This window comes from Mongoliitalea sp. (assembly GCF_054166905.1).
In genome coordinates this window covers 1-19,155 of record NZ_JBSZCK010000036.1, presented here as the reverse complement: position 1 = coordinate 19,155, position 19,155 = coordinate 1, and the positions used below count along the sequence as shown (strand labels likewise).

Here is a 19,155-nt window from a genome sequence, read left to right as displayed (position 1 = left end):
CCTACAATGTCGGGGATTAAAATCCACGGCTATTGATTCAGGTATTCCTTAAAAATTCAGCTTATTAACACATTCTCAATCTAAACCCGTTAGTGGCTTAAAAGCCACAGGACCATTTCATTCCTAATTCTACATTCTTAATTCCTAATTCTTCATTCCTAATTCCCCTCACTGCTCACTATTCTATATTTTCCAACTTTTCCTCGTCTTCTGAAAGATATAATCCTATTTTTGCAACCTATTATTTGACACTTTCTATACTTATCCACTCATGGCAGAGTACAATCATCAGGAAATCGAACAAAAATGGCAGGCATATTGGGAAAAGAACCAGGTATTCAATGCCCAAGTAAATCCTGACAAACCAAAATTTTATACCTTAGACATGTTTCCTTATCCATCTGGTGCGGGACTTCATGTGGGGCATCCACTGGGATATATTGCTTCTGATATCATCGCACGCTTTAAGCGTTTACAGGGTTTTAATGTCCTGCATCCTATGGGCTATGATTCATTTGGGCTTCCAGCTGAGCAGTATGCTATTCAGACAGGACAACATCCTGCCATCACTACGGAGCAAAATATCCAACGCTACGAAGAACAGTTGAAAAATATTGGGTTTGCGTATGATTGGGCGAAGGAAGTCAGAACATCTGATCCATCGTATTACAAATGGACTCAGTGGATTTTTATGCAATTGTTTAATAGTTACTATGACAAAAAAGCTGATAAAGCTCAATCTATTGACAATTTGATTGCACACTTTGAAACTCAAGGAAATGCTGGAATAGATGCAGTATGCGATGAGGATACCCCACAATTTTCTGCTGCTGACTGGAAAGAGTTTACGGAAGTTCAGCAACAAGAACTGTTACTAAAATACAGATTGACATTTTTGGCAGAGACTACGGTCAATTGGTGTGCTACCCTGGGGACGGTGCTGTCTAATGATGAAGTGAAAGATGGTTTTTCCGAGCGTGGAGGACATCCCGTAGAGCGTAAGAAAATGATGCAGTGGAGCATGCGGATTACTGCCTATGCAGAGCGTTTGCTTCAAGGCTTAGATACCCTGCAATGGACAGAGCCTATCAAGGAAATGCAGCGTAATTGGATTGGTAAATCCATAGGTGCAGAAATGGTTTTCCAAGTCAAAGGTCAAGATAAACTCATCAAAGTCTTTACTACCAGAATCGATACCATTTATGGGGTGACCTATTTGGCCTTGGCTCCTGAACACGAATATGTACAGGAGTTGATCACAGATGATCAGCGAGCAAGTGCTGAAGCTTACGTGGAAGTGGCTAAAAACAGATCTGAGCGTGACCGAATGTCTGATGTTAAAACTATTTCGGGAGCATTTACCGGTTCTTATGCCATCAATCCATTCAATGGAGAGGAAATACAAATCTGGATTGCAGATTATGTGTTGGCGGGATACGGTACAGGTGCGGTGATGGCTGTACCTGCCCATGATGAGCGGGATTATAATTTTGCCAAGCATTTTGGTTTGGAAATCCGACAGGTCATCGAAGGCAGTATGGAAAATGGTTCATTCCCTGGAAAAGGAGGAACTATCTGCAACTCTGATTTTCTTTCAGGATTAGAGATGAAGGCGGCTATGGATAAAGCTATTGCATTTTTGGAGGAAAAGGGGATAGGAAAAGGTAAAATCCAATACCGCATGCGTGATGCGATCTTCACCCGTCAGCGTTATTGGGGTGAGCCATTGCCTGTTTACTTCAAAGATGGATTGCCCTACTTGATTGATGAAAAGGATTTGCCCTTGGTATTGCCTGAGGTAGATAAATATTTGCCAACTGAAGACGGGGAACCGCCATTGGGTAGGGCTAAAGATTGGGTGTACAAAACTGCTGATGGAGAGTTTCCACTGGAAAAAAGTACAATGCCTGGATGGGCTGGATCGAGTTGGTACTTCTTCCGTTACATGGATCCTAAAAACACCGAGCAATTTGTTGATCCTGCTGCTGAAAAGTATTGGGGAGCTGTGGATTTGTACATCGGTGGAGCGGAGCATGCTACGGGTCATTTATTGTATTCCCGATTCTGGACCAAGTTTTTGTTTGATAGGGGCTTTGTCTCCATTGAGGAGCCTTTCCAGAAGATGATCAACCAAGGGATGATTCAGGGAAGGTCTAACTTTGTCTATCGATTGAAAGGAACCAATACCTTTGTGAGCCAAGGATTGAAAGACCAATATGATACCATTCCTATGCACGTGGATGTGAATATCGTGCACAACGATGTTTTAAATCTTGACAAGTTCAAAGCTTGGAGGCCTGATTTGGCAGAGGCAGAGTTTATACTGGAAGATGGGAAATATCTATGTGGTGCGGAAGTTGAAAAAATGTCCAAATCCAAATACAATGTAGTCAATCCAGATGATATTATCGAGCGTTACGGTGCAGATACCCTTCGCCTGTATGAAATGTTCTTGGGGCCATTGGAGCAGTTTAAGCCTTGGAATACCAACGGTATCGATGGGGTTTCGAAGTTTTTGAAGAAACTTTGGAAGCTGTACCACAATGCAGCCGGTAACTTTGAGGTGTCTGATGCTGAACCTACTAAAGAGGAGCTGAAGACCTTGCATAAAACTATCAAAAAGACTCAGGAGGATCTTGAAAATTATTCCTTCAATACTTCTGTGGCATCCTTTATGATTTGCGTCAATGAGTTAACTGCTGCGAAATGTAACAAGCGGGCGATATTGGAACCATTGGCTGTGTTAGTATCGCCATATGCGCCACATATAGCGGAAGAGTTATGGGCTTTGTTAGGAAACAAAGAGTCGGTTATTTATGCAAGCTTCCCAGAGTTTAAGGAAGAATATTTGGTGGAAAATGCGCACGAATATCCGGTATCGATCAATGGAAAGGTCAGAAGTAAATTGCCCTTACCATTGTCTTTGAGCAAAGAAGAAATCGAATCAGCAGCCATGGCTGATGGTACAGTACAAAAATGGCTAGAAGGAAAAGCTCCTAAAAAAGTGATTGTAGTACCAGGGAAGATTATCAATATTGTGATCTAATTGAAGTATGCCAAAAGCAAAAGAGGCTATCTCCAAATTGAGGATAGCCTCTTTTTTTATAGCAATTGTTGAAAGCCCTCTTTGATATGTTTGACAGCATCAAAGCTGGAGTCAATATTGATCAAGCCTTTATTGACATCATGCCAAAATCCATCTCCACATTCAATGTAGGTACCAGGTTTGTTGGGTTTTTGTTCTTTGGCAATGCCATAATCGTAATCAGGCATAAATACATAGGAGAGGAGTTTTTTTGTGTCCTCCCAGTCGGCTGTTTTTGGTTTGCCATTCACGGCTACTTCCACCGTTCGATTAGCAAACTTCATCTGTAATTGCAGGTGTTTACTTTCGGAGGCTCCAATCTCCAGAAAATTGATTTTCAAAGGCGCCTCTTTTTTGTTGATTTCGTAGATAGCCTGAATGATATCTTGAGATAAAATCATCCATTCTTGTTGATTAGCTGGAATTGCTCGATAAATTTTACCTTCCGGATCCTTCGCCAGCAGTTTGATGCCCCCATCTTCCTCATTCAATTTGGTATTGGACCATTTGCTCTTGCTGAATAAGCCTTTGATGGTTTCTCCCCAAATGAGGGGGATTTCTCCTTGGAAGGTATAATCATCATCCAAGGTAAAACCTTCGTCCAAGATTTCTTGCTCGCTGATTTCATCCCTGTGGGTGTATTCCAGATACAATTGGGTCTCTAGATTTTTTTTGGCCAAGCCAAGTTTGATTTTAAATATGTGCGCAAATGGTGGAGGGATAAATCCGGAGTCGTATTCAATTTCCAATTTGCTTAGGTGTTCTGTTTTGAGTTGCATGGATGCAAATATTTCGATAAGATAAATTATTCAAATGTTTTGGAGGAATCGGCAATAGACGCTTCCAGTAAGGCCATTTCTTTGGGGGTAAGGTCTCTCCATTTCCCAATAGGCAAGTCCAGATGTATATGCATGATTCGGACTCGTCTGAGTTGTGTTACTTCATAGTCCAAATATTCACACATTCTGCGGATTTGCCGATTAAGTCCTTGGGTCAGGACAATGGAGAACTTGAATTTTGAAAGTTGCTTGACTTCACATGGATTGGTTACTGTTCCAAGAATTGGGATGCCTTTACTCATGCGCTCAACAAAGTTTTTATTGATGGGGCGATTGACGGTGACGATGTATTCTTTTTCATGGTTATTTTTTACCCTCAGGATCTTATTGACAATATCACCGTCACTGGTCAATAGGATTAATCCTTCGCTGGGTTTGTCCAACCTGCCTATTGGAAATATTCGTTCTGGGTGCTTGATATAATCAATAATATTATCCTTTTCAGATTTGGTATCTGTGGTGCAGACGATTCCAACCGGCTTATTGAAGGCTATGTACACATGCTTGGATTTTGGCTCTCCAACCGGTTTGCCATCAACTTTGACTATATCGCCCGGCATCAATTTGGTACCCATTTCCGGTTTTTTTCCATTGATAGTCACCCTTCCTTCTTCGATGAGTTTGTCTGCCGCTCTTCTGGAACAATAGCCTATCTCACTCAAGTACTTATTGATGCGTGTAGCGTTGGATTCAGTCATGTATTAGTCAGCAATGGATAATTCCTGCAAATATACTTAAAAGCTATCCAAGGATTTTGAGAATCGAGAATAAGTTCTAACTTGGTGAATGAAACAAAACCCAAAAATGACTATGGAATCCACAACATTTAAAAAGGTTGGTATATGGTTAGATCACTCTTTTGCATACTTTGTTGGCTATGCAGATGGGAAAGCAGTGCTCATAGAGAAGCTTGATTCGCCACATGAAAGTATGAAAAGGGTGGAAGGTGAAGGTAATGATACTACTTGGTATACTCCAAATCCAGAGCATGCCTCCAACAATGAACACAAAAAGCATAACATCACCCAAAATGAATTGAAGGAGTATTTCAAAATCCTGGAGGGAAAAATCCAATCCTATGAAGACGTATTACTTTTTGGACCGGGTGTTGCGAAGGAGCAATTGAGAAACCGATTGAGAGATAATAAGGCTTTTGAAAAAAAGTGGTTTGCCGTAGAAAACTCAGATAAGCTGACTGATAATCAATTATTGGCTTATGTGCGGGACTTCTTCGACAAACACAGCATCTAATGTTCTCGAGGTTCTCGCAAAAGCGCAGAAAGCGCAGAATTCGTAGAAAGAAGGTGGTGAAATAACCTTTGAGGTCTTGTAGGTCTCAAAGGTTTTTTTGTTGCCACGGATGGCCCTAACTTCCACGAATAAAATAGTGGGATAATATAGATTTCAGGGACGTAGCCCTGTTGTATTCGTAGAGATTGCTATGAGAATGTAGCTTCAGAGGTGCGTAGCGCTGAGGTCTTATCTCTTTTGGCTTGCAGAAGACGCGGAAACCGCAGAGAGGAGGTGGTTAAATAATCTTTGAGGTTTTGCAGGTCTCGAAGGTTTTTTTGTTGCCACGGATGGCCCTAACTTCCACGAATAAAATAGTGGAAAATATAGAGTTCAGGAGCAGTAGCCCTGTGGTACTCGTAGAGATTGCTGTGAGAATGGCGCCTCAGAGGCGCTTAGCGCTAATATCTTATCTTTTTTGGCTTGCAGAAGTCGCGGAAACCGCAGAAAGAAGGTGGGAAAAGAACCTTACTCAACAACCGCCTCTTGCAATCGGATATATTTGGTTAGATCAGCATGCAGGATTGTATATAATTCTTCTTCATTGCCTTTGCTTGTGGAGGTAAATAGAAATCCAAATACGCCATAATGATTCAATGGATGCTTGCGGACATGGAGGACTTCTTCAAAATCTTGGCTGATGGCTTCATAGTCAAAAGCCAAAAATTCCTCTTGTTTGACTTTAGCTTGATTATCCAGTAGGATTAAGCTAAAGGTTTTGTTTTTTCTTGTAGCAAATACTTCCTCCCAATTGGGTTTTTTTCCTTCAAGGAAATACTCGTAAGAATTGATTCCAAAGGCAAACCAAGCTAAATCGCCCGTCGTACACCAACCACCAAAACGCATGGGATTCACTTCAATAGGAATAATTTCACCTGAGTCCGTTTTCCTGATCTCGATATGTAAGGGGAAGTTTTGGAGATCAACTTTACCTCCTACTATTTTTAAAAATGATAGAATCGGCCCATACATGTCCTGAAATATCTCCTCTGACGTACAGTAAACTCGGTCACTTACATCAGATTCTGAGGCAAATAAATGCTTTAGAATATTCAACACGACGGGATTTCCATTTTCATCAAAATAGCAATCAAAGGCATATTCATCCCCTTTGATGTATGATTCTAAGATAAACTCCGTGTTATCAACCACCTCTGCGGGATACATATCCTGAATCTTGGATACCGTTTCTTGGATTTGAAAGATAGTGGATGCCCAATCTTCTTTTCGGTCAACTTTGAAGACAGCTAAACTGAAGAAACCTACTGCGGGTTTGATGATAAAAGGAAAGTTTAGCTCAGATACGTCAACTTGTTCTAATGCATCAAACGTAATTCTTTGGAAGAAGTAATTGGGATAAGCATCTTGAATAAGCTGACGGAATTTGTACTTATTCTTGAATACTTCAATCAGGTTGGCTTTCGGGGAGTTTGGTAGATGTTTATGGACCCAACTAATACTGTTTTCGGAATTGGTATAAAGTTTTTGACTGGGATTTTTTTTAAACGTTTCGCGTGCCTCCATCTCACAAAGCCAATTGACAGCTTGGTCATGCATGATTGTTTTGGCTTCTGCCGTAGCAATCACTGGGATTTGATTACGAACAATAGTTTCTTTCAAAAAATCAGAAACGTAAGGAAAGTCCAGAAGTATCATAGTTGGTGTGTTTGATACAAAAATAACCCTAACGCATGGAAATGGTTATAGAATTTTTACCAGTGGTGATAGGGAATGCTGCTTTTTCAAATGAGGGGGGACCCATGATACCTGTTGCATTATTAGAAAAGCCATACCGGTCAATCGGGAATCCAACAAGATTGGTTCTGATTTTACCTGATTTGGTGCTGTCATGGAATACTGCAATTGCATAATTTCCAGGAGCTAAGTCATCAAAAGTAATCATTGCGACTTTATTTTTGATGGATAAGTTGGCCATTCTGATTGCTTTGTCAGGCTTATCAGGAAATCCATCGGCATGATTGAATACAAGCACTCTCACAAGCCCTTGATCGTTTTTGGCATTTTCTATTCGAAGTTCGAGCGAGGCAGTATTACTTTGAAAAGTAAAGAGGCTTATTACGAGGAAGAGGGTTTGGAACATAGGAGTTCGAGTGTTTGATGTCGGTTAATTTTGCCAGTATCTGTTCTAACGAAAGTCTCCAAGAATTTTATTTCTTTTGGGTGATGATACTTAGGCAAAATATCTGCCAATTTTTTAAGAAGCTCTTTTTCTTGTATAAAAGCATCCTTTTTTTCAATGATCAAGACAACCGCTTGCCCCAAGGATTCCTCAGCCACTCCTCCAACAAAAAAAGCAACTTCCCCTAGGTGTTTGTGAATTAATTCTTCAATTACTTTTTCCACTTGCTCGGGCTGTACTTTGATGCCTCCCGTATTGATTGTAAAGTCTGCCCTTCCGAGCCATTTGAAAGTATGTGATGTAAAAAGAGAGACAATATCATTGGTTTGTAAGCGTACCTCTTTAGCCATAGGAGCTTCTATCCACAAGCATTGCCTTTCATCTGTTCCAATCACTACCCCGGGCAAAGTTTGATATACCAAGTTATTATTTTTAATAGGTGCCAAAGCAATATGCGAAACTGTTTCCGTCATTCCGTAAGTTTGAAAAGCTGAGATTTTTTCTTCAAGTAACTTTTTAATCAGTGATTCACTACTTGGAGCACCGCCAATAATTAATTGCTGAGTTTGTTTTAAACCTTTTAATCCCGTTTGATTATTTAGGCAATGTTCAACTTGAAGTGGGACCATTGCCACTAAATCAAATGGAATGTCACGGGCTAAACTTAAAAATGGGTTGGAGGAGGGTTTCACTAAATAAATGCTCGCCTTCCATTCCATCCCTCTTACGAGCATCATCTTTCCGGCGATAAACCAAGTATTCAAACAGCAGAGTAGGGTAGGATTTTCTCGGAATTGAAAAAAGTCTTTGGTGGCTTCGGCTGAAATTTCCATTTGTCTTCTGTCAATTTGAATGTTTTTTGGCTTTCCCGTGGAACCAGAAGTTTGCAATTCGAAGGTTTGCTGACTATTTAGCCAAGATTGGCAAAAATGCAGGGCATGAGTGAAATAATGATCTGCCTCGTTGAATTTTCCGGTTTGGATATCTTCAAAACTGTATCTCCTATGTTCAATGATGATTATTCCCATTTTTGAAAGCGCTTGTCCAAAATTCAACAAAATTCCTCGAAGGCTGTTATCTTGCAGGAAAAATAAGAAAGAAATATGAGTATAGCTTGGCAAACCGTAAAGGAATACGAGGATATTACATACAAGAAATGCAATGGGGTTGCCCGTATTGCCTTTAATAGGCCGGAAGTTAGGAATGCTTTCCGCCCAAAAACCACATCAGAATTATTGGATGCATTTAAGGATGCACATGAAGACACCTCCATAGGAGTTGTGCTGCTTTCGGGTGAAGGACCTTCTCCCAAAGATGGGGGATGGGCATTTTGCTCTGGTGGAGATCAACGCGCTCGTGGTCACCAAGGATACGTGGGGGAAGATGGTTATCACCGATTGAATATCTTAGAAGTTCAGCGGTTGATTCGCTTTATGCCTAAGGTGGTGATTGCAGTCGTTCCTGGCTGGGCAGTTGGTGGAGGTCATAGTTTGCATGTGGTCTGCGATCTTACTTTGGCGAGTAAGGAACATGCCATTTTTAAGCAAACTGACGCTGATGTAACAAGCTTTGATGCGGGTTATGGCTCTGCCTACTTGGCTAAAATGGTGGGACAAAAGAAGGCTCGTGAGATTTTCTTTTTAGGGAGAAACTATTCTGCTCAGGAGGCTTTTGAGATGGGTATGGTCAATGCTGTTGTGCCACACGATGCTTTGGAGGATACTGCGTATGAGTGGGCTCAAGAAATACTGGGAAAATCTCCTACTTCTATCAAAATGCTAAAATTTGCTATGAACCTCACGGATGATGGAATGGTAGGTCAGCAAGTGTTTGCAGGAGAGGTAACTCGGTTGGCTTATATGACTGATGAAGCGAAAGAAGGAAGAGATGCTTTTTTGGAAAAAAGAAAGCCAAATTTCAAGCATATCAAGTGGATACCATAAATTGAATTATAACCGAGTCATCTAAAAAGCTGGCTCGGTTTTTTTCTTAGCCAAGAAGCCTTAACCGTGAAGTGTCAGTTATGAGTCTACTAAAACCAATCACTTAATCACTCAATCAACCAATAACTAATCAACCACTAACTAATCACCAATCACTTAATCAACCAATCACTACCCCACTATGAAGCACTTAGAAACCTCCTATACCACCCACGATGGATTAAAGTTGTATTTGCAGGCTTGGATGCCTGATGCAGACGCTAAAGCTTCTTTGCTGTTAGTACATGGATTGGGTGAGCACAGCAGCAGATATGTCCATGTAGCAGAAAAGCTGGTGGAGGAAGGAGTGTCTGTGTTTACTTTTGATGGAAGGGGACATGGCAAGTCTGTATCTAAGCCCACAGCTTATTTTGCGAATTACAAGGATTATTTGAAAGATATCGATGCCATGTATGAAAAGGTGAAATCGTACCTTCCTCAAAAGCCATCTTTTATTTTTGGACATAGTATGGGTGGAGGGTTGGTTGCTGCCTATGCATTGGAGCATCAGCCCAAAACGGATGGGATAATCCTCAGTGCACCGGCGTTGATGCCTGATGCTAACCTTTCTCCCATGCTTATCAAAGTTTCGGGAATAGTGAGTGTGCTTGCTCCAAAATTGAAGGTTTTAAAGCTAGACGCTAGCAAGATTTCAAGAGACCCTAAAGAAGTTGAAAAATATAAAAATGACCCATTAGTCTACCAACATCCGGTTCCAGCTCGTACAGGCAACGAATTATTGAAGTTAATGAACAATTCATTAGCCGCTGCATCCCAATTTCAGTATCCTGTTTTACTAATGCATGGTACCGCTGATGAGCTCACGAATCCAAAAGGAACTGAGCAGTTTTTTAGAACGATTGCTTCCATGGACAAAACTTTCCATCGCTACGAAGGGCTCTATCATGAACTCGTCAATGAACCCGAAAAAGAAAAAATCATCCAGGATATCGTGGATTGGCTTATTGGACGAATCTAGTAGTATATTTAAAGAGACTAGTAGGAATTGTTACGGTTTGTACCAAGTACTAAGTATGCGATTCGGGTAATATTAGTTGGATTGTCTTATGTTTTGATCTTTCTCGGTTCATCACTTGTATATCCTTGATTAGTGTTCCCCACTGTTTGCTTCGACTTCGCTCAGCACAAGCACTATTCATTTCTCACTTAATCACCAGTAGGGGTACATGTGTATGGTAGGCCATTTCAAGTGTATCGCTTTTATTGAAAAGGTATTCGAAAAAGGATTTTTGTTTTGAAAACATGACTAAGAGTACATTTTCGTTCTTTCCTAAATAATCTTGAATGCCTTTTTGGATTGTAGGAGCCTGAATTTTGGAAAACGAAAAGTCTTTAGTTGGATGACTGTCTTTTAAGAAAGCTTCCAGTCCTTTGAATTCGATTTCTTGATCGAAGCTGAGCTTTTCGCCTACATGGAAAAAATTGTAAGGTAGATTCAGTATTTCCGTAAGGTCAAACAATTTCTGAAAATTTTCTTCAGACTCTTTTTTGAGCTCAAGTGCTACAGCTATTTTATTTTCCGCAGGTAAGGAGGCTGATGCCGGTACAGCGAGTACGGGAACCATACTTTCTTTGATAACATGTCCCGTATTGGATCCCATCAGGGTTTTTTTGATTCCACTAGCTCCCTGAGTTCCCATGATAATGAGGTCATAGTCGTTTTGATATGCATAAGAGGTCACTGCGGTAGCTATGGATCCGTGTTGGATTTTGTAGTCAATGGTCAATCCTTCTTCTGTACCCTCTTTAACCAACTTCTTCATGGCTTTTTTAGCGTCATCTTCAATTTGAGCAATGATTTCAGTGGCTTGAGCAGCAAAATCATATACCGCATAAAACGCATAAAACAAGGTAATTGAGCAGTCTTGTTTTTCGGCAATGTTCTTTGCAAATGTCAGTGCATTGAAGGCATTTTCGGAAAAATCGGTAGGGACAAGGATTTTCATCGTTTTGAGATTTATTGTTGCTTAAATATACGGCATAATTGCGTTTTTTAAGCTGACAAAAATCAGTTTAACTGATTTTTGTTCCCAGTAATCGAATAACGTGCGCTTTCCCCACATGTCCAATTCCTTCATTTAATTCAATAATACCATCAAATTCCTCCTCCCAATAAAAATTTGGAAGCATGGATTTCAAATTCTTCAGTTCATACAACATGTCGGTGTTTTTGGGTCCGCCTGAGGTATATTGAAGTTGATTTTTTCCAAAGCCTTCTATAATCAGTTTTCCACCTGTTTTGAGTGATTTTGCCAGTTTTGAATAAACTCTTTCGATAATGTCTTTAGGTAGGTGAAAATAAACTAAGCCTAATACATCAAAGCTTGCAATTTCCGGAATATACTTTTGAATATCGCATACATGGTAATTAAAGGACAACCCAGACTTTTCAGCATGTGATAAGGCGGTTTTTTTAGCAACTTCACTTTGGTCGATAGCTTCTACATACCATCCACAAGAAGCAGCATACAGTGCATTTCTACCTTCCCCTTCTCCGGGTAACAGTAATTTCCCAGGTTTTAACTGGTCAATTTTATCCTTGAAATAAGTGTTTGGTGCCAAGCCATATAGATTGGGTGCAGTGGAGAATTTTTCGTTCCAGAAATCCGGGTTCATAAGTTTTTCGTTGGTGAAAGTTAACAATCTTATCCAAAAGTATTCAATATTCTTTGCCTTGAGATGTAACTTGAGTCACAATCATTGTTTCACTGATTTCCTAATTTTGAGTATTCGGATTAAACCACATCTTATGAAATACGCAGTTCTTTTAATGAGTTTCTTGTTTAGTGTAGGCTATGCACAGGCCCAATTTACTCCCATTATTCAAGCTGCTCAACCTCAAAAATCGAAGGTTCACCAATTTGAAGATGAGGGATTGGCTCATTTTAGCTACGCTATACTTGTTGGGAATCAAGTGATTTTAGTTGATCCGGGAAGAAACCCACAACCTTATTATGATTTTGCAGAGCAACATGGGGCTTCCATTGTTGGTGTTGTAGAAACACATCCACACGCTGATTTTGTGAGTTCTCACCTTCAAATCCATCATGAAAAGGGAGCGACTGTATACATAAGTAAGCTAGCAGAAGCTAACTATCGTCATCAACCATTTGATGAGGGTGACATCATTGATTTGGGTAATGGAGTAACCCTGAGAGCTATGTTTACACCAGGGCATTCACCAGATGGGATCAGCATTGTATTGAATGAAGATGGAAAAGATATGGCCGTGTTTACGGGAGATACCTTATTTATCGGGGATGTTGGAAGGCCCGACTTAAGAGAGTCTGCCGGTGCTATCATGATGCAGCGTAAAGAATTAGCTCGGATGATGTATTACAGTACGCGGGAGAAGTTGATGCAATTAGATGAAGATGTGGTAGTATATCCTGCCCATGGCGCCGGTTCCTTGTGTGGAAAAGCTATTTCAGATGCTAAAAGTAGCACGATTGGTCAGGAAAAGTTGACAAATTACGCGTTGCAGGAGATGAGCGAAGAGGCCTTTGTGGAATTGTTGTTGCAAGATCAACCTTTTATACCCCAATACTTTCCTTACAATGTTGCATTAAATAAGACTGGTGCACCATTTTACATAGATTCCAAAGAATCAGTTCCAACATTGGTAGATTTGACTGATATACAAGAGGGGATAGCTATAATCGATGGCAGAAGTCAGGATATATTTAAAAATTCCCACTTGCCAGAGGCTATCAATATTATGAAAGGTGCCAAGTTTGAGACCTGGCTGGGAAGTTTGATTGGTCCTCAAGAACGCTATTACTTGATTGCAGAAAGTCAAGAATCCTTGGATGAGTTGATTTCCAAAGCAGCCAAGATAGGCTATGAGTTGTTGATCGCTGGTGCAGGTATATACAATGAAAAGGATGGCATGTCTATGAGTTTCTTTGACAAAGATGCTTTTGATGCAAATCCAGAGCTTTTCACTATTATCGATATCAGAAATGAGGGGGAGGTTGCTCAGCATCAGGTATTTGCCAATGCAATCAATATTCCGCTACCGGAATTGATGAAGCGGGTTTCAGAGATTCCAACAGATAAACCTGTAGTGGTTCATTGCGGCACGGGGTATCGTTCGGCTGCCGGGTCAAGTATTATTCAGCATGCTTTAAAAGATAAAAAGGTTATTGATATGGGTGCCTATATCAAGGAATATAACCAAAAGTAATTAGTTGTGGTTTATGGGAATGTCGAAAGGGGGCAGTCGTGTGGATTGTCCCTTTTCTTTAAAGACGAGATACGAGAGACGAGAAGCGAGATGCGAGAGTTTAGACACAAGAGCCAAGAAACAAGAAACAAGAAACAAGAATCAAAACTCGGATCACTGTACGAAGTACCAGGTACCAAGAACCAAGTACTAAGAACCAGGTACCAAGTATGGTCCACTGTTCACTAATCACTAATCACTTAATCACCAAATCACTAATACCGTGTCCAAATACATTCAAATCATCGCAGACTCTTACTACGGTTACTTTAATTATCTGGTAAATGAGATGTTTTATCCATCGTGGAAAAATTATTTTTGGTGGTTATTAGGGCTTTCTGTAGTCGTTTGGTTACTGGAAATTGTATTTCCGTGGAGGAAGCAGCAAGCAATTTTCCGGAAGGATTTCTGGCTGGATGGGTTTTACATGTTTTTCAATTACTTTCTCTTTTCCTTGATTGCATACAATGCCATATCCAATGTAGCAGTAGAAGCATTCAATGATTTCTTAGGTCTTTTTGGAGTAACCAATATTGTTGCGCTCCAAATTGATTCTTGGCCAAGATGGGGGCAGTTTTTGTTGTTATTTATCCTTGCTGATTTTATACAATGGAATGTACATCGCATGTTGCATAGAGTTCCTGCTTTATGGGAGTTTCACAAGTTACATCATTCGGTGGAGGAAATGGGTTTTGCAGCACATTTACGATTCCACTGGATGGAGACCATTTTATATAAGACTGCTCAATATATTCCTTTGGCAATGATTGGGTTTGGACTAACTGATTTTTTTATAGTTCATATTTTCACAACAGCCATTGGACATTTGAATCATGCCAATCTGAGAATTACTTATGGGCCATTAAAATATCTTTTGAATAATCCCATCATGCACTTATGGCATCATGTTAAGGAGTTGCCAAAAGATAGGAAATACGGGGTTAATTATGGTATTACGCTGAGTGTTTGGGATTATTTATTTGGTACTGATTATATCCCTCATGAAGGCAGGGATGAGCCTTTGGGCTTTGAGGGTATGGAAGAATATCCCAAAACTTTCTGGCAACAGGTCAGCTATCCTTTCAACAAAAAACAACCATCTAAACAATGAAACAATCTATCAATAATTGGAGATTCATAATTATATTGACATTAACCTTGGGCTTGGCACCCTTCGTTCCAGAGCCTCATATTTTTGGTAAGGTAAGATGGATTCTTGGTGGAGCAAAGGGTATGGAGTTTTTGGATTGGTTTGATTTTGTTTTTCATGGAATACCGTGGGCACTATTGATGAGATTGATTTACTTGCAGTTGACTGGAAAGTTAAAGAAGGAAAAAGTGTCTTCCACGAGTTCAGAAAAGTCAGTGTGATTTAGGTTACTTTCCAGAAAGGCAGCATGCTATACCTTTGTATGTATATTCATTAAAACCAATAAACCATGTTTAACTTCTTTAAGACAAAACCAAAAAGTTACATAGATCTAGGAGCAGAAGAATTCTACAAAGGTATGCAAGAAAAGGATGCTGTAATTATTGATGTACGCACCGCAGGTGAATTTCATTCAGGTAAATTCAAAGGTGCACGCAACATAGATATCATGCAGCCAAGCTTTGTAAATCAGGTGAAGAATTTACCTAAAAATAAAAAGTATTACATTTACTGCCGAAGTGGTAATCGAAGTGGTCAAGCATGTGAAATTATGGCAGACCTTGGCTTCGAGTCTACGTTCAATTTAGCAAGTGGGATTATGCGTTGGCCGTATGAAATTATTTAAAAAAAATTAATTGGGTTAAATTGTTAAAAAGTCCACTGTCGGTTAGCTGAGTAGTGGATTTTTTGTTTTATGTATATTTTTTTGAATTTTTTCAATTCAATTTGCTATAGAAACTATAAAAATGTATTTCACAGCAAAAAAAAAGCATTTCATTTGAAATATTTTTGAATTTTGTTTGGATATGAAATGCAAAATAATGTATTTTTACATCATTAATAATTATTCGAAATATTTACTAAAAATCTAGCTTAAGAAAATAGTAAAAACTTATAGTTTTAGTTTTAATAACCAATTGAATATGTTGCTCTTAAGTCAAGTTTCGGATTAAACTATTAAAACTATTTATTAAGAAATATTTAACCTCAATAATATGTCCAGACTATTTAAAAGCTTTGTTAACATTTTTCTTAGCATTAGAGAAATGATTCATACCAGAGTTTGGTTCATTGCTTTTTTTGAAAAAGCAACAGTTTTATTTTCTCCAAGAGAAAAATCTAAGAAATTAAGGTATCAACTGATTTTAGTGGTTGTTATGCTTAGTTTTTTATCCGTTAGTAATGTAAATGCTCAAATTTTTCTATATGATGATTATTTTGGATCATTATCTCAAAATGAGCAAGAACTTTTTATTCAAGATGTATATCACTTGAGTGGGGCAATTACTTATGAAAATTCTGTAAAAACAATATTCGATGAAATTGAAGTCACCAAACTTTTACTTAATACCTCTTCTGATTTGTTGAGTTTGACTTCAAGTGACCCATTATATGCATCAATAAAAGTTGTTTCTGTTGTACTTGAGAGTGGATCAAATTTAGCTCAAATAGCTGAATTAGGTCAAATCACAAATATGCCTAATTTAAAGTATGTGATTATTACTGTCCGTGATCCATCTATGGTAAATACAATAGACAGGAGATTGAAAGAAACATTTAATTCAGAATATAAAATCTTGATTCAACTTGGTGGAGAAGGTTGATTTTTATAATCCAAATAAAATATGATAAACTTTACTAAATATTCACTTAAAGGAAATGTTGCCAAGTTGGTGCTTTCCTTGGTTTTATTAGTTGCGACGGTTCTTTCTGCCTTTTCTCAAGTCAGAGTCCCATTTGATTCTAGGACAGGTGTTTTAACACCTGACCAATCTATTTACAGCATTAAAGGTGACTTTACCATGGTTGGTAATAAGAACCTGACTTTGGTCAACTATGGAGATAATACTAACAATGGTGGCAATCAGCAGATGACTTTTGTTAGGGTAGATCCTAATACTATTAACTCGTCAACGGCTGAACTAGTCTTAGCCAACCCTGATGAAGGAAATAGCTCTTGTTCGAAAATAGTTTTTGCTGGTTTGTACTGGACAGGAAGAAACACTAGGACCAATAATAATAATTTTAACCTGACAAGAAATGGTATCACAAGAACTCTTAATAGTAGATCTGTGAAATTTAAAGGCCCTGGGATGGGTAATTATATTGACCTTACAGCAGATAGGATTAATAATGTTGATCAAATCCTTTATCCTACAGGTTCTCGTACTTCTGCGGTAAATAATTACAATATATTTGTAGCTTATAAAGATGTAACTCAGCAACTTAGGGCTATTGAGAATAGTTTGGGAAATGCCTCAGGGGATTACACAATTGCAGACATTGCTTTGGAAGATGGTGCCGATCCTGGGTCTGGGCAAGGTTTATTTGGTGGATGGGGACTTGTAGTAGTTTATGAAAATGATTTAATGAAAAACAGGGACATAACTATTTTTGATGGTTATGGATTTGTTGCTACCAATGGCGGTGGTCCTTTCAATATTGACATAAATGGCATTCAGTCTGTTCAGAATGGTCCGGTCGGGATTAAATTAGGTGTAATGGCAGGTGAAGGTGATGTGAGCTTTACAGGAGATTATTTTGAAATTAGAAATAGAAATTCCAACTCATTCACACGACTCAGCCATAGTGGTAATACTCCAAACAACTTTTTCAATTCAAGTATCCTTACCAATGGATCTAGAAATCCGAATCAACGAAATAATGTTGGTATTGATATTGCAATGTTTGATATACCAAATGATAATAACTCCATAATTGATAATAATCAAACGAGTACTCGTTTGAGATATGGGACTGATTTAGAGACATATGTAATTTTTAATGTTTCCTTTTCAGTAGACGCTTATGTTCCTGAACTTGAGGCTTTAAATATTTTAGAATCAATATCTAATTCACCAAGTGAAAACGTTATTTTGCCAGGTGAAGAGGCAACTTTTAAAGTTGAAATAAGAAATAAGGGTACAGAGCCTATAGATAATGGAGAGGTTGTTATCCCTATTCCGTTTGGGGCGTCATTTGTTCCAAATAGTTTGATTGCCAATTTTAATTTTACGCCATCAGGAAATCAAGCTCCAGTTTTTGACGCAAATAGAGGTGCTAATGGAGCAATTGTTTGGAAAGTTGGGAATATTCCCCTTGATGAAAACAATTTAAATAATTTGTTGGCATCACTTTCCTACAGATTATTGGCTACTACTGATTGTCGTATTTTGAGTAATGTAGTTTGCGGTTCACAAGTTGATGTTAATGGGTTTACTAATGGAATTGGATCTTTTTCTCAGCGAACTTTTACAAATAAACAGTTTGTTAAAGGTTTTCAAAACGATGGTGCATGCGCAGACTTACCGATAACGGGTCCCATAACTCTTTCAATTGATGCGACAAATTTTGTTTCATCAAACTGCCAGGATTCCGGTTCTGAAAGTTTTGATTTCTTCTTTTGTAATATTGACGGTCAAAATATTCCGGTAAGTGAAATTCGTTCTAATTTCCCTGCGGGTTTTAGATTTTTTAATCCAGCAGGAACTATTGAATTCACTAATAGTAACCCATTCCCTGCCTCTCAAGGTATAGCTTCATACAGAGCTGTTGCATCTGGAAATGAGAATTGTTTCTTTAACTTTACTATTAATGTTTCAACTCTAACTTCACAACCTACAGTTACTAGTCCATTGGTTTATTGTCTTGGAGAACAGGGACTGCCATTGACCGCAACCATTGTAGATGGTGATAGTCAAGCGTCAGAATTTAGCCTATTTTTCTATAGAAGCGCTACAGGAGGAATTACAGAAACAGAGATTATTCCAAACACTGATCAGGTCGGTACTATTACTTATTATGTTGCTCAAGGTTTGTCTCCAGATTGTGTTGGTCCTAGAGTACCTATCGAGGTAATTATCCTCCCTATTCCGGATGTACCCGTTTTTGAGGTTACTCCTCCTACTTGTGAAGTCCCAACTGGTGCAATTACATTGACTCCAGCTACTGGGTTTACGTATTCCATTGATGGAGCTCCATTTGTAGAAAACAATGTTTTTGCAGGCTTGAATCCAGGCGAATATCAAATTAGGGCAAAAAATGAATCTGGTTGTATTAGTGCTCCATTGATAGTAGTTATTGATCCACAGCCTGAAACACCTGCAGCACCAGTTGTAGCTGAGGTAAATCAGCCTACATGTGAAGTAGCAACCGGTACTATCCGAGTTACCGAGATATCAGGAGTAGAATTCTCTATTGGAGGAGCCTATCAGACCTCAGGCGTATTTGCCAGTCTAGCTCCAGGTGAATATACGATCACTGCAAGATTTGTTGATGGCACATGTATCAGCGGTGGCACAACAGCTACCGTTAATGCTCAGCCAGAGACCCCAGCAGCACCGGTTGTATCGGAAGTTGATCAGCCTACATGTGAAGTAGCAACCGGTACTATCCGAGTTACGGAGATATCAGGAGTAGAATT

17 protein-coding genes are annotated in these 19,155 nt (G+C 39.1%); 10 read left to right on the top strand and 7 right to left on the bottom strand.

Features of this window, described 5'->3' with window-relative positions:
* Positions 1–271: 271 nt before the first annotated feature.
* Entirely contained in the window at positions 272–3,046 is a 2,775-nt protein-coding gene (gene leuS, locus ACXIUD_RS13455; protein WP_458053164.1) for a leucine--tRNA ligase, read from the top strand.
* A gap of 56 nt (positions 3,047–3,102) precedes the next feature.
* Here the strand turns inward: leuS and ACXIUD_RS13450 are convergent, their stop codons facing one another.
* Positions 3,103–3,864 (bottom strand): hypothetical protein, encoded by a 762-nt coding sequence (locus ACXIUD_RS13450; RefSeq protein ID WP_458053163.1) that lies wholly within the window; start codon positions 3,862–3,864, stop codon positions 3,103–3,105.
* A 26-nt stretch (positions 3,865–3,890) separates the two neighbouring features.
* Complete coding sequence (gene rluF / locus ACXIUD_RS13445; RefSeq protein WP_458053162.1) at positions 3,891–4,622, bottom strand: 23S rRNA pseudouridine(2604) synthase RluF; 732 nt, start codon at positions 4,620–4,622, stop codon at positions 3,891–3,893.
* Positions 4,623–4,734: 112 nt separating this feature from the next.
* Between rluF and ACXIUD_RS13440 the strand changes: the two genes are divergently transcribed.
* Positions 4,735–5,175 carry a hypothetical protein gene (locus ACXIUD_RS13440; RefSeq protein ID WP_458053161.1) on the top strand — a complete coding sequence of 147 codons (441 nt, stop codon included), beginning with the start codon at positions 4,735–4,737 and terminating at the stop codon, positions 5,173–5,175.
* Positions 5,176–5,682: 507 nt separating this feature from the next.
* Here ACXIUD_RS13440 and ACXIUD_RS13435 read toward each other — a convergent pair.
* Genes ACXIUD_RS13435 through ACXIUD_RS13425 form a run of 3 tightly spaced genes read right to left on the bottom strand, consistent with a single transcriptional unit; the run spans position 5,683 to position 8,382 of the window.
* Complete coding sequence (locus ACXIUD_RS13435; protein ID WP_458053160.1) at positions 5,683–6,870, bottom strand: ATP-grasp domain-containing protein; 1,188 nt, start codon at positions 6,868–6,870, stop codon at positions 5,683–5,685.
* Positions 6,871–6,898: 28 nt separating this feature from the next.
* Positions 6,899–7,315 carry a DUF2141 domain-containing protein gene (locus ACXIUD_RS13430; protein WP_458053159.1) on the bottom strand — a complete coding sequence of 139 codons (417 nt, stop codon included), beginning with the start codon at positions 7,313–7,315 and terminating at the stop codon, positions 6,899–6,901.
* Positions 7,291–8,382, bottom strand: coding sequence for an AMP-binding protein (locus ACXIUD_RS13425; RefSeq protein ID WP_458053158.1), 1,092 nt, complete (start codon positions 8,380–8,382; stop codon positions 7,291–7,293). Before ACXIUD_RS13425 ends, ACXIUD_RS13430 begins: the two co-directional genes overlap by 25 nt.
* A gap of 75 nt (positions 8,383–8,457) precedes the next feature.
* On the opposite strand from ACXIUD_RS13425, the gene ACXIUD_RS13420 reads away from it, so the two are divergent.
* Both ACXIUD_RS13420 and ACXIUD_RS13415 read left to right on the top strand, forming a co-directional pair.
* Positions 8,458–9,297, top strand: a complete 840-nt coding sequence (locus ACXIUD_RS13420; RefSeq protein ID WP_458053157.1) for a 1,4-dihydroxy-2-naphthoyl-CoA synthase — start codon at positions 8,458–8,460, stop codon at positions 9,295–9,297.
* A 181-nt stretch (positions 9,298–9,478) separates the two neighbouring features.
* A complete protein-coding gene (locus tag ACXIUD_RS13415; RefSeq protein ID WP_458053156.1) occupies positions 9,479–10,315 on the top strand; it encodes an alpha/beta hydrolase in 837 nt (278 codons plus the stop codon).
* Positions 10,316–10,499: 184 nt separating this feature from the next.
* Here the strand turns inward: ACXIUD_RS13415 and ACXIUD_RS13410 are convergent, their stop codons facing one another.
* Entirely contained in the window at positions 10,500–11,303 is an 804-nt protein-coding gene (locus ACXIUD_RS13410; protein ID WP_458053155.1) for a universal stress protein, read from the bottom strand.
* Between the two features lie 67 nt (positions 11,304–11,370).
* On the bottom strand, positions 11,371–11,973 hold the full coding sequence (locus ACXIUD_RS13405; protein WP_458053154.1) for a class I SAM-dependent methyltransferase: 603 nt from the start codon (positions 11,971–11,973) through the stop codon (positions 11,371–11,373).
* Positions 11,974–12,106: 133 nt separating this feature from the next.
* Here ACXIUD_RS13405 and ACXIUD_RS13400 point away from each other — a divergent pair, with 133 nt between their 5' ends.
* The 6 genes from ACXIUD_RS13400 to ACXIUD_RS13375 all read left to right on the top strand — a co-directional run.
* Positions 12,107–13,543 (top strand): MBL fold metallo-hydrolase, encoded by a 1,437-nt coding sequence (locus tag ACXIUD_RS13400; protein WP_458053153.1) that lies wholly within the window; start codon positions 12,107–12,109, stop codon positions 13,541–13,543.
* Between the two features lie 262 nt (positions 13,544–13,805).
* A complete protein-coding gene (locus tag ACXIUD_RS13395; protein ID WP_458053152.1) occupies positions 13,806–14,693 on the top strand; it encodes a sterol desaturase family protein in 888 nt (295 codons plus the stop codon).
* Positions 14,690–14,953, top strand: a complete 264-nt coding sequence (locus tag ACXIUD_RS13390) for a hypothetical protein (protein ID WP_458053151.1) — start codon at positions 14,690–14,692, stop codon at positions 14,951–14,953. Before ACXIUD_RS13395 ends, ACXIUD_RS13390 begins: the two co-directional genes overlap by 4 nt.
* A 68-nt stretch (positions 14,954–15,021) precedes the next feature.
* Positions 15,022–15,357, top strand: a complete 336-nt coding sequence (locus ACXIUD_RS13385) for a rhodanese-like domain-containing protein (RefSeq protein ID WP_458053150.1) — start codon at positions 15,022–15,024, stop codon at positions 15,355–15,357.
* A gap of 370 nt (positions 15,358–15,727) precedes the next feature.
* Positions 15,728–16,336, top strand: a complete 609-nt coding sequence (locus ACXIUD_RS13380; protein ID WP_458053149.1) for a hypothetical protein — start codon at positions 15,728–15,730, stop codon at positions 16,334–16,336.
* Between the two features lie 21 nt (positions 16,337–16,357).
* A partial coding sequence (locus tag ACXIUD_RS13375; protein ID WP_458053148.1) for a hypothetical protein occupies positions 16,358–19,155 on the top strand: 2,798 nt, incomplete at its 3' end.